General features: G+C 61.2%; 11 protein-coding genes and 1 pseudogene. 2 read left to right on the top strand and 10 right to left on the bottom strand.

The features are described from left to right. Positions 1 to 256 precede the first annotated feature (256 nt). Positions 257 to 658, top strand: a complete 402-nt coding sequence (locus tag J2754_RS14345; RefSeq protein WP_211087846.1) for a hypothetical protein — start codon at positions 257 to 259, stop codon at positions 656 to 658. Positions 659 to 786: 128 nt separating this feature from the next. Here the strand turns inward: J2754_RS14345 and J2754_RS14340 are convergent, their stop codons facing one another. Both J2754_RS14340 and J2754_RS16855 read right to left on the bottom strand, forming a co-directional pair. Then, positions 787 to 972 carry a hypothetical protein gene (locus tag J2754_RS14340; protein WP_245333064.1) on the bottom strand — a complete coding sequence of 62 codons (186 nt, stop codon included), beginning with the start codon at positions 970 to 972 and terminating at the stop codon, positions 787 to 789. A 213-nt stretch (positions 973 to 1,185) separates the two neighbouring features. After that, complete coding sequence (locus J2754_RS16855) at positions 1,186 to 1,608, bottom strand: DUF8030 family protein (RefSeq protein ID WP_211087844.1); 423 nt, start codon at positions 1,606 to 1,608, stop codon at positions 1,186 to 1,188. Positions 1,609 to 1,917: 309 nt separating this feature from the next. Here J2754_RS16855 and J2754_RS16515 point away from each other — a divergent pair, with 309 nt between their 5' ends. Beyond that, a complete protein-coding gene (locus J2754_RS16515; RefSeq protein ID WP_281063879.1) occupies positions 1,918 to 2,040 on the top strand; it encodes a hypothetical protein in 123 nt (40 codons plus the stop codon). Between the two features lie 338 nt (positions 2,041 to 2,378). On the opposite strand, the gene J2754_RS14330 is transcribed toward J2754_RS16515, so the two are convergent. From J2754_RS14330 to J2754_RS14295, 8 genes and pseudogenes are all read right to left on the bottom strand, one after another. Next, entirely contained in the window at positions 2,379 to 2,516 is a 138-nt protein-coding gene (locus J2754_RS14330) for a hypothetical protein (protein WP_211087843.1), read from the bottom strand. Between the two features lie 435 nt (positions 2,517 to 2,951). Beyond that, positions 2,952 to 3,509 carry a hypothetical protein gene (locus tag J2754_RS14325; RefSeq protein WP_245333062.1) on the bottom strand — a complete coding sequence of 186 codons (558 nt, stop codon included), beginning with the start codon at positions 3,507 to 3,509 and terminating at the stop codon, positions 2,952 to 2,954. Continuing rightward, positions 3,506 to 4,045 (bottom strand): winged helix-turn-helix domain-containing protein, encoded by a 540-nt coding sequence (locus J2754_RS14320; RefSeq protein ID WP_245333061.1) that lies wholly within the window; start codon positions 4,043 to 4,045, stop codon positions 3,506 to 3,508. The genes J2754_RS14325 and J2754_RS14320 overlap by 4 nt, the downstream gene beginning before the upstream one ends. 80 nt (positions 4,046 to 4,125) lie before the next feature. Further along, positions 4,126 to 5,340 carry a phage NrS-1 polymerase family protein gene (locus J2754_RS14315; RefSeq protein ID WP_211087842.1) on the bottom strand — a complete coding sequence of 405 codons (1,215 nt, stop codon included), beginning with the start codon at positions 5,338 to 5,340 and terminating at the stop codon, positions 4,126 to 4,128. Between the two features lie 366 nt (positions 5,341 to 5,706). Continuing rightward, entirely contained in the window at positions 5,707 to 9,936 is a 4,230-nt protein-coding gene (locus J2754_RS14310; RefSeq protein ID WP_211087841.1) for a conjugal transfer protein, read from the bottom strand. Next, positions 9,929 to 12,118 (bottom strand): VirB4 family type IV secretion system protein, encoded by a 2,190-nt coding sequence (locus J2754_RS14305; RefSeq protein ID WP_211087840.1) that lies wholly within the window; start codon positions 12,116 to 12,118, stop codon positions 9,929 to 9,931. Before J2754_RS14305 ends, J2754_RS14310 begins: the two co-directional genes overlap by 8 nt. Next, the gene (locus J2754_RS14300; protein WP_211087839.1) at positions 12,111 to 13,229 is read right to left on the bottom strand and encodes a TraC-like domain-containing protein; all 1,119 of its coding nucleotides are present in this window, start codon (positions 13,227 to 13,229) and stop codon (positions 12,111 to 12,113) included. Before J2754_RS14300 ends, J2754_RS14305 begins: the two co-directional genes overlap by 8 nt. 3 nt (positions 13,230 to 13,232) lie before the next feature. After that, positions 13,233 to 13,919: pseudogene (locus J2754_RS14295) on the bottom strand (TrbL/VirB6 family protein); the annotation flags it as partial. Between the last annotated feature and the right edge of the window lie 10 nt (positions 13,920 to 13,929).

Below are 13,929 nucleotides of genomic sequence, written 5' to 3'. Positions count from 1 at the left end.
AGACGCTCAAAAGATCCACAAGCGACGACCAATCTTACAAGAGACGCTCGCTACCGCTACACAACCGAGGTGTGAGGCTTAACTAAAGACGGATGGTTGTGGACAGTATAGCATGTATCTTCAGCGAAGTATCTTAGATAACGATGGGCGTCACAAGAGACGGACTAGTCGGTGTCGTAGAATGCAGCCAACTTGGATGAACGGACCCACATCGGGTAGAGAAATTTTATGTTTTCATCGTTTGTGACCGCAATTTGTGTCCGAACAGCCCTCCAATACTGAGATAGATATCGGACTTATCGCTCAGACAATCTTCGTTCTCGCGGTGGTGATTGGGGTCCCTTCGGCGTTTGCGCTCGATGGACAACTCCGCTCTCTCGCGTTCGTAATCATAGGCGTCCTGTTGCTCGTTGGCTTTCTCGTCGTCGGTTACCGCCACGCACGCCGACAGAATGCTCTCCATCAGCACGTCGCCTTTCTAATAGTTTGGTTCGGTGGTATCGCTCTAGCGGACCGGCTCGCCCGCACAGCAAGTGGTCACCTCTCAGAGCCGATTCCCTACCTCTTGGCAATAGGCGTCACGCTCAGTGTACTGTGGATCGGTTCACGGATTGCCTACGGTGGTGCACTGACTCGGGTGCTGTTTGGGTCAGACTGAGACTTCACGATGAGATTGAACTGGTCAGTCGAGGTTCGGCCACTCCCTATACAAGCATTCTATGTCGTGTTTGCAGTTCTAAACAGTGCCCCTGTGAGCCGCAAAAATCACGACAGACCTGCATCTGTCTAGTCGAGGGTTGTTTCGGTGATGCGGAGCGTGCCATCGGCTTCGTAGAGATAGCCACGGTTGAGCAGGCGCTTGACGGCATACTCGCTATCGCTATGTTCTGCCGAGAACGTGTCCGACTCATTAAGGAGTGTATATGCTTCGTCGTAGGAGAACTCGCTCTCTGGGCTATCTGCTGCATCCACGAGGATTTCGTAGGCCTCCTGTACCCAGTCTGGGGGTGAGGGTCGTGGATCAGTGGAGTGAGGGAATCGCGTCATTGGGACGTGGAGTTGGTGACTGAGTGTACGACTGGTGCGCTTGTGAACCTTCCCACCAACTACCGCATTCTGCGTGCGCGATCTCAGGCTTAACCAACGGATTATCGATAGACCGTAGTGAGTTGGTTAAGATTTCATCTAGCGACGCCGAAGGACGCCGACGGGGCGAACCCGACAGTAGTCGCAGCGTCGCGCCCACTGGCCGTCCTCGACTGGCCGATCGAGCGTGAGTCGGGCGACGAGCTCGTCCTGCACGGTGAGCTGGCGGACGGACGTCTCCCGCCACCCCAGCCGTGGGTCATACAGTCGCTTCTGGAACGTTGTCCCCGAGTCCTGCGCGATGTACTGCGTGCGCGTTACGCCGAGGAGTGTCGTCGATGTGTACTCCACGCCAACGGGAGACTGCTTCAACTCGGAGATAATTCCCTCGACGAATCGTCGGATTGCGAACTCGCCGACGTCGTTGGGCACGTGAAGTTGGAGTGGTGTTCGTGGGCGCTGTTCCGTGTCGAGTTCTACATCGCGGCGCCGCGTTCCGTGTCGCTGGTCGTGCTCGGACATGGTTGCTTGAGGAGGCGCTCAATGGCCCCTCTACCCCTACTAGGGGCGACAAACACGACCGGCGGAGACACATGACTGAGGAAGGCGCATAACCGAGTATCACGACCCTTGAAGCGTCTCGTCGTCGACTCCCTAATGAGTAGTCGTGTATCTAAGGCGCCGTCGCGACAGTCCGCCGCTACGAAGAGGGCCGCCGTATTGACGAGTGCATGCGGCGTCTATTCGATCAACACCCCATGTGTCGTACTCACCCGTGACGTCGGTCCCTCGCCGCCATCATACCCACCAAGCCACCCGAAGACTACATTCGTGAGCGGCGTAGAGGAGGATATAATGCACGAAGACGCCCACCGCCGCATGAATCGGGATGTGGCGGAGAACGAAGACTTGTACGAGGCGTTCGCGGCAACACCTGAGGACGACGAGGAGTAACCCGGACCGTCGGATGTGACATCATCTCGGTGTCACGAAGTCGACGCAGTCCATCATACTGCTGGACTCGCAGACACAGCGAGTTCTTTAGAATGAGTTCCCCAGAACGCCAAGCCGAACTCATCAAGACACACCGTGCAATTCAGGATGCTGGGGCATTCGGCCTGCTCCACCTGTAGAGTCGCTTGAGAACCTAGAGTTGCTGGTTCCGTCCGATCCCTCGCATCAACTTCTCGTAGAACTCCGTGAAAACCACGTAGGTCTCCTCATCGGAGGGCAGGATGGTACTCGCGTACTGGCGCTCACACAGTCACTAAACCACTGCGAGAGCACCGCAATCAGAACTTGAGGACGTCCGCGAACTCCTCGTCACTGAGCGTCCGGCCTTCCTCGAGGCCGTCGAGACCGTCGAGAACCCCTGAGGGGACTTCTGCGTCCTTCTCGGCCTCGCCGTGTTCGCCCGGACTACTGGCCATATCTGTTTGTACGCCAAACCCGCGCATAAGCGTGGGGAAGCTGTGGATGACGTGTTGAGTGCCACCTATGCTCCCGCGGAAAGTCCGAGACAGCGAGTATGGTGGCGGATGTGGGCGAAGTTGGACTCACTTTGCAGATGAGTGTACCTTCACGCCAAGTACGGGTTTCCCGCCTACTGTGGGCTGTGAGGAGGCCGACACCTGCAGTCTGCTCTGAATCTCGAAGGTACGGGTATCCCAAATAGTGGACGTAATCGGGGGCGAACAGATGTCGCCAGCCACAGCCCACCGGCAACCAACACTATAGTCAGAGATGCCGGCCTGTGGACGCGTAGAGAATCAGCGTATAACGGAGCACCAACGCGACGTCGCACCAACGGATACCTTCAGCGGGGCGAGACACAATACCGAGACAGCCCTCGAAACTCGTGGGTGCTATGTGTCGTGGAACCGATCGTCGAGTAACTCGAGGACTTCCCAGAGCACGCCGACAGGTGACTCGGCGTCGAGCCACACCGCATCGTAGTCGTATTCCGAATCGGGTGCGTCCCGCTCTTGATAGTGGAGATGGCCCTCAATATGTGGATTTGGCTCGAGATGGACACCACAGTCGAATCCAGACGACTCAGTATAGTGGAGTGTGAAGTTCGACGTCAACGTCGTCCGTCGGCGGTCGTCGAGACTCGTCCCGGGTGGAAAGCGGGGGTTCGGCTGCCACGTCACCCGGAGTGACGCGGACTCGGCGTCACGACCAAAGTACGCTGGGTTCACGTCAGCCGCAACGTTCGCGTACTGTCCGTTCGGACTGCCGCGAGCCGAACGGATCGCTGGATGACGTTCGAGTTGCTCGCGTACCGACCGCAAGATCCGATGGCGTTTCTCGACGTCGACCTGCGATGCGTCGCGACCACCATCCGGGTAGGGTGGACGACGCCCGCGGAGCCGATCGGTGGCGTTCTGCTTAGGATGAGTCGCCGGTGCGTCCTCACTCATACGGACGCCGATGGGCGCGCAGTATAGCTGTCGTAGTGGTCAATCGCGTCCCGAAGGAGGGAGAGCTGATAGCGAGCGGACTCCCAGTCCGCCGCAGCCTGGAGTCGTTCCTGTGCCTCGGCAACCGCGATATCCTCCGTCACCGACGCGCGAAGCTCACGCGGCGTCTCGACAGCGTAGTCCATCTTCCACGCCTCGATATCTGCCTGGATGGCTGTCGCCTGCTCGGTGAGTTCCGTCTCCGAATTCTCCGCGACGAGTTCCTGGATCGCCGTCAACCGCGTGTAAACGGGATCCGGATAGTACATCTTCCCCCGCCCTGTCTCGTCGACGACGAGCACGCCGAGGTCGACGAGCCGTTCGAGGTGGTCACGCGCCGTCGGCTCCGAGACGTACGCCTCGTCTGCGATCCAGCCCGCCGTTCGCGGCTCTTCGAGTGACGACGTGACCGACCGCACTCGGTCGAACCCCGTCGTCGCCTCCTTCCACCGCGACACGTACCTCGGTTCGTCCGCCTGTTCACCCGAACCAGTCATACCACACACTACGCAGTAGAGGAAGATAATATTTTCCACGGGAAAAATAGACTACCTCAGTGTACAGACGGAGGGGCACTTCACTCAGAATCGAACCAATTCTTCGTTCGCCCCCACATCGATGACTCCGACCCTCCGGACTCTGTTTCCCTATCCAACTCTGCCTGTGCGGCGTCACGTTCACTCTTGAGCCGTTCGACCATCGTCTCTAACTCCGCGATTCGGTCGTCTTTCTCCTCGAGTCGCGCTTCGAGCGTCTCAACACGATCGCCTAACACGCGATTTTTCTCCGCGAGATACGCCTCCCCGCGGTCATCACGCGACGTCGCGCTCTGACCGTCCTCTTCTACGTCACCCGCAGTCTCCCCTCCCTCGGGCTCGTAGAACTCGGAGGTCCGTTGGACGGCGCGCTCGATCGTCTTCTCTCCATACGTCGACCCATCCGCGTAGTGGACCTCATCCCACTTCTCACGCAGCAACCCCGACTCGCGGAATAACCGGTCCATCTGCGCCTGATCGCCGCCCGTCCAGAACGCCAAGAGGCAACAAAACGCCATATCGGCCTCCGACTGGCTGTCGTAGCCCCCAAGGCGGCCGTTCCACAACCGCTCGAACTTCTCCCCATTCGACGCCGCCATCGCCTTCTCCACCAACTCCTCGTCCCCCAAGTCGACCTCACTCGACGGCGCCGCGTCCCCCGCCGAGTCTGCGGGCGCCGTCGCGACGTCGTCCGTCAAGGCGCTCTCGTCGTCCGGCTGCACGTACTCCCGATGAATCCCCTGCAGGGCGTCCTGACGGCGCGCAATCCGCGTCGGCGTCCCCGAAACATGGTCGCCCGTCACCGTGAAGAAGCGCGCCGTCTCGTAGCACTCCACACTCCCACGCCGATTCCGCCCCTCCGGGAGTTCGCCCTCCACCAAGACGTGGAAGCCCGTCCCCGACGGCGATACCTCCGTGTACGAGTCCAGTCGCTCGATGATGTCTGTCGCGTCTTCCTCAACTGCGCCCGTCTCGGGGTCACGGCAGTCATCCAGATCGACGCCAACCAACGGGTCCTCATCCGTGAAGACGAACCCAATCCCGTCCGCCTCACCCGACTCAACCGCGTCAACTGCAGTCGCGACGTCCGTCCAGGTGATCGCATCCGTCGCCGACCCATAGCCACCCGTCGCCGCATTCACCGGCACCTTCGTCGCCTTCCCACCCCCCTCCTCCACCCGCCACCCAACCCACTGCTCGCGCTCCCGCAACTCCGCTGGCAACACATCCAGATCAACGTCGACCCCATCACTCATCCCAATCAACTCCAATACTCACACTACTCTCAGAGTTCAAACAACTCCACCGAATTCCGCTCCTGCTTCTTCGTCCATTCCCAACGGGTACCCCCCGCCTTATTCTAGTTGGCTTTTGCTGTAACAGCCATCCTATACTCCCTGATTGTTCCGCTCTCTGGCCGTGGAAATGCCGTACAGCATTCTGTGAGTGAGCCCGTTGTGTTACGGCATTTTCGGGATTTGCTGTAACAGATCCCCGAATCTCGGTTTTCTCGGGTTTCCCTGGCCTCATACCACAGTCTAGCTTAACCTCGGTTAGGTTCGGTAACGGTGCTGCTATCGCTCTCTTATTCTGATAGATTCGCGGGATAGGCCACTCGGTCATCAGTCCGCACCACCTCGCTTGGTGAGTTTGATTCCCTCGTAGTATCGGACTTGGTTCCCATCTCTCCGGTCGGTCGTTCGCTCAAGCGAGAGCTGCTTATTCAGTCGCCGCGCGAACCAGGATTTCGAATCTGGTTCGATTCCGTGGTTCTCAGCCCACTGCTCGTAGGCAGTATACACGTCGCCAGCAGTGACGCGCTCGTCGGGAGCCTCAGATAGACACTGGGCGGCAAACTGTCCGACGACCGCATCCGGATCGTCTGCAATCTCCTCGATATCAGGTTGGCTGAGGCTCTGTAGCGCCATTAGCTGATTCTCTGGGGAGTCCTGACTCTCGATCACCTCTTGGAGCGTGTCGATTGGGTATGTCCGGCCCTCAGAGTACACTGTCGCACTCCCGTCGCGTGGCAAGATGATTATGGCGTACTCCATCTCTTCGGCGTCCGCAACGGCGAGTTCGTTGCGGGGAACAAACGGGCGCTTAATCCGCGCCCAGTTCGCCTCGAACGCTTGCTTCGACTCGTAGATGTGGCGGGTTCCCTCCTCGTAGACGATGTACTCCTCAGCCGCCGGGTCGTAACTATACGTCGCCGGCATCCGCCCCTTCGAGAGATCCGTGAGTGAGTCCACGCCGAGAATCTCTTCGTCCGTAGTCGTCCGGAGGACAAGCTTTCCCGACTCCTCACACCAAGCCGTCTGCGTACTGTTCGTGTCCTCGACGGGTCGGACAGCGGTCACGCCACCGTCCTCCGTCGCTCCACCATTGAACGTGAGGTTCTCGTCAGTGGTATAGTAGCGGGTTTCACCGGCCGAAAGTTCGCGGACAGGTGGGTTGAGTATCTGCTCAATGCGCTCTGCCCATTCTGTCTGCGACGAACCCGGTCGAACGACGAAGAGCGGGAACTCTCCCTCGTCCTGTGCTTTCCGGAGGTTCACCAGTACCTTTGCGGGATTCTCCGGTGTCGTGGTCTCGACCTCAATCGCGAACGCGTCCTCGAAGCCGGAATGGGTTGCCCGCGCGTCAGGTTTCTCGCTGCCGTCCTGCGTCAGGATGGAGACAGTAAATCCTTCTGCCGTCAACTCCTGTTCGATCTGTTCGAGGGCCGTATCGTGCTTCTGACTCCCCGCAGACTGCACAGATCCAGTGTCGGGCGTCGCGATGTCCTCGCCAGCGTCGGTGAGGCGGATGACGAGTTCATCGGTATCCATGTCGACGGTCGTTTCGAGGAAGCGCGAGCGCTGCCGGAGCGACGCGAGCTCGTCATACGTGGGTGCGTCCGAATCAGCATCCTCGAAGAGCCGACGAAGCTCATCGTCGACTGTCTCCACCGCCACCCAGTCGTTCCCCTCCCGACTATTCGTCCGCAACTGGACGCTGCGGACGACCTTCGCGAGCGCGACGTCCAACTCCCCATCCGCGACGTCGAGCACGTCACCGAGTTCCTCGGGCGTCTGGGTCGTCGGCGTCGCGTCTTCCGTCACGCCGTAGGCGTCGCTGACCTGGTCGTGGATGCGCGTGAGCGCCTCCTCAAAGCGGGCTTCCTCATCGCTCGTCAGTGGTTGGTCGCTCTCCGGGTGGCCCTTCGGGATCGGGAGTGGGGCGAGGCTGAACGGATACGGGCCGGTCTCACCGAAGACGGGACTCGGGAGGTTCGCGATCCACTCCCCACGTGGGAGTGAGCGGATGCGGTTCGCGAAGTCCTTGGGGTCCATCTCCTCGTGGGCCATTGCTTGGGCGAGTTCGCGGTCGACGCTGATCTTCCCGACGAGTGGGCTGCCGATGTTGTTCAGGACGTTCAGGTAGGCGCGGCGGCCGCCTTCGGCTTTCATCTGTTCGGGGAACTGCATCGACAGTCCGACCGAGAGGCGGAAGCTCCGCCCCTGCTCAAGCAGATTGTTCATCACGTCCGAGACGGCGACCGAGGCCGCCTCATCGATGAGGAGGTTGACGACGTAGTCCTCGGGACGCGTCTCGGCGTCCTGGTTCTCCTCTTGGAGTGCGGCTTCGAGGTTGGTGAGGATGACGCCGGTCATGATGCGGGCGGCGTCCTCGCGAAGGTCGCCAAGGTCGAAGAGGATGACCGTGTCCTCGTCGAGGAGATCGCGGAAGTCGAACTGGGGCTCGGTGTTGTTGAAGATGCGGCGGAGGTTCGCGTCGTCGGAGACCATCCCGAGGCGGTTGCTGACCCCGCCCATGATGTTCGAGAACGTTGTCTTGTCCGCCTGCAGCTGGCGGCGGAGCGAGCGCGTGACCGCCTCGTCAGTCGACTGGGGCGCCGCGCCCAAGTCGGGCTGGGGCGGGCCGGCCTCCCAGAGCTGGTCAAGCGCGTTCTCTAGTTGGCGGTGCGCGAAGTAGTCCTCGGACTCGCGATACTGGCCGTTCTCACGGCCGTGTTCTGCGTCGAAGAGCGCCTTGATGAGGGTCTTGATCAGGCCGGGGGCGACAGTGGCGCGCTCGTAGCGCTCCTGGCCCATGACGAGTTTGAGAATCTCCTCATAGTGGTCGGCTTTCTTCTGGATAGCGTCCTCGCGGCGCACGCCATTTTCGAGGGCGGGCTGGATGTTGAAGAAGGAGAAGCCGGGGAGGTCCTCGGGAATCGAGAAGTGGATGACGTTCTCTTCGAGGTCATCAATCCCGAAGCGAGCGGCATGAGCGCGCATGTAGTTCTCCGTCATTCCGTCGCCCTTCGGTTCGATCAGGATCGATGGTCCCTCCGTATTCGCGTAGAGGGAGAGCAGTTCGTTAATCTGGGCTTTCGACTTCCCGGCGCCGGTCGTCCCAAAGCGCCCATAGTGTGTAGGGAGGAGACTTGGCGGGATACGGACCGGCTCATTCTCGGGTTCACCGGTCTCGTCGAGCGCATAGCCGATCGCCATGCCCTCACGGAACTCACTCATGAGGTCGGGGTCCGGCCGGGAGAGTGGGTTCCGACTTTGCTGTTCGGCGCGTGTCCCCCGAGATCCCTCCATCGAGAGTTGTTCGGCGGAGGGGACGAGGAGGAAGTGCGCGAGTTCGCGCCCGCTCAGCACGAAGTCGGGTCGTGTCTTCCCACGGCCGGTGACGATGTCGCGATCGAGGAGGCGCTGGAGGGCCTTGCGTGCGTTCTTCTCTTTTTTCGCCTCGCGGAACCCACTCGAACGCACTCGTTCGGACTCAACATCGTAGAATGGGCCGTCGAGTGGGTCGAACACCGGGGCGAGCGACGACAGTCGCTTGTCGAGTGAGTCCTGGCCGTCGTCGCTGGTCGGAACGCCGACTGCCCGGATGTTCGCCGTGAACGAGCGCTGGGGGTTGGTCGCCTCGATCGCGTTGAGGCGGCGTTCGACGATATCGCTCAACTCACGCTCGTCGCGTTCGTACTCCCCGAACTCGAGTAAGCCACCGATGATCCGCTGCGCCCACGTGTCTCGCCCATTGCGCAGGTCTTCTTTGCGGAGTCCAGCGTCGGATTGCCAGCTCTCCCGGCGCTCGAAGACGACCTGGAAGGCGAGTGGTTCCTCGGCGTCATTCACGTGGTCGATCAGCGAGGCGAGCGCCGCACCGGGCTGGTCGACAGCCGAGAGGGACTCTTCGTCCTCGCCGTCCGTGAATGGGGTGAGCGACGTCATCCAGTCTTTCTTGCGTGTGGCATCGCCCTGCCAGCGCACGCCATAGGGCGAGACCGTCTCGGTCGCCGGCCGTGCGAGAATCGTCCCGCGCTCGGTCACCGTTGGCTTCTCAACCGGCACCCCAACATCCTCTGCGAGTTCAAGCGCGCTATTGTCGATGGACACCACTCTGTCCGCAGTCAGGTCGACGTCGGGCGCCTCAGCCTCCCCCTCGTCGGTGATGGCGTACTGCTCGTCCTCGTCGAACTCGTACTGAAGATTGCCCTGCTGGTAGGCGTTGAGGAACTCCTCGCGTGAGTACTCGGCCGGCTGAACAAGCCGTTCTTCGACGTCGAGGTCGACACGTTCGATGTCGAAGGTCGTCGGATAGATCGACTGCAGGCGCTCCTCGACGGTCTCAAGGCCATCGTCAGCGCCGTAGTAGAACTCGACGGGCGCGTCTTCGCCGTCGCTGAGTGCCAGGAACTCGAAGCGCGGCGGCATCGAGGACGACAGCGGATTCAACGTCGACCCCAGTCCCGGATCCTCGCTAGTGAGTTTGTGGAGGCTCTCGAGGAGTCGCGGAATCCCCGACGGGTCTAGTTCTTCAGAGGTCGGCGTGACGCGGAGGTACTCACTCATCGCGACCACCGTCCGTCTCGGCGACTTGCTCCGATTTGTCGTTCGATTCAGCGGTCTGCTCGTTGAGTTGCTGTTGGAACGAATGCATTGCTGACTCGGTTTCGTCGTTGGTTGCACCGGGCAGTTCGTCGCGAGTTTGGGTGGTGGGGTCGAAGTCGATAACCTGCTTCTCCTTGGGCATCGCCTCGACCTGGATACCGCGCCACTCGCCGTCGACGCCGACGAGTGCTTCGGAGAAGCCGGCGTCCTCGTTGCCGGGGACGGCGTCTTGGACGTAGCGCATCTGGGCGTGATTCAGGCCGAACTCGTCGGCCCACTCTTCGTCCATGCCGTCGAGGCGGTGGAACTGCTTGACCGCACATTGGTCAAGGATCGCCTCACTCTCGGCGTGCTCGAAGAACTCATCGACGGTCTGCGTCACGAGGCGGATGGAGAGATCGTGGTGGCGATGGTGGCGGAAGACTGTCTCGAGGAAGGCGAGGCTCGCGGCGTCCTGCATGATGTAGCGGGCCTCGTCGATGACGAACACGACCTCCTTCTCCGTCTCCTTCGCCCGCTCATACACCAGCGAAATGAGGAGCTGCATCGTGAGTGCGGTGCTGGAGTCGACACTCCCCTCCTGTTGGGCGAGGTCGAGATAGATCGTTTTCTCGTCGCGGATGTCGAAGGCGGAGGCCTTCCCAAGGTTCGCGTGCCGACCCTCTTCCTCGAAGGGGCGCAGTTGATCGAGAAGCCACGTCGCGTCGGCCTGAATCTTCTCCGCCTCCGACTCCGAGCGGACGACGAACTCCTCGGGATCAGCGACCATCTCCTCGAAGACGTCGAGCATGTCGCGGATCGTCGGACTCGGGTTGTCGTGGGTGGCGATGTCGTCGGTGATCCCCTGTCGAGCGTATGCTGAGCGCAAGCCGAGTTCGAGCGTGGTGCGCCGATCACCGAGGGAGATACCGCGGAGGGCGAAGAAGTTGGTGAGGAAGCTCATCGCGTCATCAAGCTTCTCGTTGAACGGACTGGCGTCCTCCCCCATCGCACGTTGGGCGTGCTCGGGCGTCTGCCGAATCTCCAAGGGATTGAGGCCGAGCGTCCCACCGACGGTGATCCGCTGAGTGTCGAGAGCTTCCGAAACACCCGCCCAGTTGTTCAAGGGTTCGAGGACGATGCCGATGCGGTCGCTGTCCTGTTCGATCGAGCGGATGAAGTTCTGCTTCGAGCTGAATGACTTCCCGGAGCCGGTGTCCCCGACGGTGAACATGGCGTAGCCGTTGTCGCGTTCGAAGGGGTCGATGACGACGGGGCTTTGGTTGTCCTTGTGGATGCCGAACTCGACGCCGCCCTCCTCGAGGATCGTCGCGTTATGCGGCGACGCAAGGAGCGCGCCGACGGCGCCGCCGAGGGCGATGGATTCGCGGCCGAATTCGTTGTCGCCGATGGGCGAAGCAGATTGGAGGGCGACGTCCTGCCGGCAGATCGCGGTCTTCGGCGTGAGGTTCGCCGGATCGTCCCGAAGCGTGCTCTTCACCGTGCGGACGGCGTCCTGCAGGTCGTCCTTCTCGTCAGCGCGAACGGTGATGAAGACGCCCTGGTCGAAGACGTTCGCACCGCTCTCAACGGCCTTGTAGGTGGCTTTGGCTTCGTCAGCGCGTTCTTGGAGGTAGGCACCACGTACGCTCTGCTCAAGGTCCGCATCAACTTGGAGATCGTCCGCAATCTCCTCGAGCTCGGTTCGTGCTCGCTCCTGGTTCTTCGGGGTGACGTGCGCAGTCAGATCGAACTCGACGTCAGTGAGCTCGAAGAGATCGCTGAGGTAGCCGTCACTTGGATGGTCGGGATACTCGGCGACGTAGAGCGTGCTCGTCCACTGCTCGCCGACGTGGGCGGCACGCGTCTCCCACTCGATCGCGGCTGGGGCGATTGCCGTCTTGTGTGATTCGGCGATCTCGTCGAGAAGCCGTCCTTCGGCTTGGCCGTCTTCGAGCGTTTCCTCATCGAGGACGTCGGCGAACTCGACTGTGGGTTCGTCGTCGCGGGCTTGGTAGCGCGTCCACGCGACGACAGCAGTCGCAGTGATAGTCACGGCGACGAGGAGATAGAGGAGGATCCCGCCGGGCGTGGTGGGATTGAGCGCCCACTGGGTGAGTTGATCGCTGAACCCCGTTGCGGCGGGAAGGAGGCCGTTATGCATCGCTATCCTCGCGTGTCTGGTGATCCATGGTGGGTTGCTGGCGGATGAGTGAGTCGGGGTCGTCGACGTCGTGTTCGTGGCCGTTCCAGAAGCCCATCGCGAGCGTGAACAGTTCGACCGTAGTGAGGCGGCGTGCCGACCAGCCACTCGCCTGCTGCACGAACTCGCTGCGCACCGCGGCAACACGGTCGTCCAAGGTTTCGAACATCCGTGCGCGCCGTTCAGTCTCTTGGAGATTCTCCCGGCGGGTGACGAACGGGTTGAAGAGGAAGCCGATGACGGGAATCTCGGTCAACTTCTCGGCGGGGGTGGATTCGTCGCGGTAGCGGTCGTAGACCTCCATCGGGGAGACCTCGACGCCGATGTAGTAGTGGAGTTGCTGGATGCCGCGCTCGCGCATCTCCCGCGGCCGTGTCTCGAGATATTCTTCGAGGAGTTCGTGGAAGACGGGATTTGCTTGGACGTCCTCGTCGTCGAGGCGGTCCTGGATGTTCTTGACGACCTGCTCGACGGGGAACTCGCGGGTGGTGGCGTGGAGTTTGAGCTTCGAGTCGAGTTCCTTGTTCGCGAACTCCGCGCCGGCCTCCTGTAACTGGGCCCAGTCGTCGGACATGGCGAAGTCCATGTTGTCGGGGTCGACCTCGACGAACGCCTCCATCGTGCCATCCGAGCGCTGGATAGCGCCAGCGCCCGGCCAGGCGCGTTCGATATTGGTGAGGTCTTGGGTGCGTTCGTCCGGCTGGAACGGCGTGTAGTTCGCCAGTCCACCCTCGTTCCACACTTCCTCGTTCGTCTTGCTGTCTGACTCGTCGGGCGTGCTGAAGGTGACACGGGGCCGTTTGAGGTATTGATAGACGTCGGTGGCCCACGTCCACGCATTCAGATGGTTCGGGGCGACGTAGATGATAGCGACGCCGATCCCGAAGCCACCTGCGACGAACGGGAGGGCAAGCGAGTCGATACCGGTGAGTGCGGCGAGGAAGAGGCCGATGATGGGAAAGGCGATGAGGACGCCGACGTCGCCTTCCTCAATGTTGAGGTAGGGAATGTGGCTCTCCTCGCCGAACTGATTCATGATGCGTCTCGCGGCGGCGTCTGGATCTGTCGACATGGGTCAGTAGTTCTCCGGATCGTTCTCTGTGCGGCGATACGATGGCGCAGACTCCTCGCTCTCCTCGCTGCCGGCGCGCCGGCTGGCGTGCTCGGCGACCGCCTGACCGGCAGCAGCTTTCGGGCCCCAGCGGGCGGCGGTCGTCGCGACACTCGTCCCACCAACGTAGGCGCCGGCAGCAACACCGCCGACGAGTGCGGCGCCCCGCGTAGCCGTGCCAATCACTTTCGCAGTGAGTGGCGTCGCGTACTGGAACGTCTTCCACGTCACCAGCAAGGCGACGACCGGGAGCGAAACAGCAACGAGATACTTCAGGAACGGACTGCCGGGTGAGAGAGCGTGCTGCGAGTAGAGGAGGTCGTAGCCTTTGAACACGACGGCCGCGGGGAGTGGGAGGATTGCGAGCGGGACGAAGCGTTTGCTGAACCCCATCGCGACATCCGAGAGCACCGGAATGTTCCCGTAGGCGAGCGCGAACGCAATCGGCATTCCGTAGATATAGACGTAGAGGAGGACTTCTCGGATGTAGTAGAGTGCCTCCAATGCCCACATCGAGAGGCCGCCAAGCAGTCCGAATACGAGTGACAGACCGGGATTGGTTAGCGTTCTCTCAAGGAAATTGAGCATCGCGGCGCCGAGTGAGCTGAGGCTCGGGAGGAGCGCGACCGTGAAGCCGTTTACGAGGTAGAGCGTACGCTCT

Source organism: Halarchaeum nitratireducens (assembly GCF_017874695.1).
In the GTDB taxonomy this organism is placed as follows: domain Archaea; phylum Halobacteriota; class Halobacteria; order Halobacteriales; family Halobacteriaceae; genus Halarchaeum; species Halarchaeum nitratireducens.
Note: the sequence above shows the minus strand (reverse complement) of the source record. Positions and strands in the feature narration are given on the sequence as shown.

Bases quoted from the DNA above. Each gene is read 5' to 3' on its own strand.
- J2754_RS16855 (WP_211087844.1), bottom strand. From the start codon at position 1,608: ATGTCCGAGCACGACCAGCGACACGGAACGCGGCGCCGCGATGTAGAA.
- J2754_RS14330 (WP_211087843.1), bottom strand. From the start codon at position 2,516: ATGGCCAGTAGTCCGGGCGAACACGGCGAGGCCGAGAAGGACGCAGAA.
- J2754_RS14325 (WP_245333062.1), bottom strand. From the start codon at position 3,509: ATGAGTGAGGACGCACCGGCGACTCATCCTAAGCAGAACGCCACCGAT.
- J2754_RS14320 (WP_245333061.1), bottom strand. From the start codon at position 4,045: ATGACTGGTTCGGGTGAACAGGCGGACGAACCGAGGTACGTGTCGCGG.
- J2754_RS14315 (WP_211087842.1), bottom strand. From the start codon at position 5,340: ATGAGTGATGGGGTCGACGTTGATCTGGATGTGTTGCCAGCGGAGTTG.
- J2754_RS14310 (WP_211087841.1), bottom strand. From the start codon at position 9,936: ATGAGTGAGTACCTCCGCGTCACGCCGACCTCTGAAGAACTAGACCCG.
- J2754_RS14305 (WP_211087840.1), bottom strand. From the start codon at position 12,118: ATGCATAACGGCCTCCTTCCCGCCGCAACGGGGTTCAGCGATCAACTC.
- J2754_RS14300 (WP_211087839.1), bottom strand. From the start codon at position 13,229: ATGTCGACAGATCCAGACGCCGCCGCGAGACGCATCATGAATCAGTTC.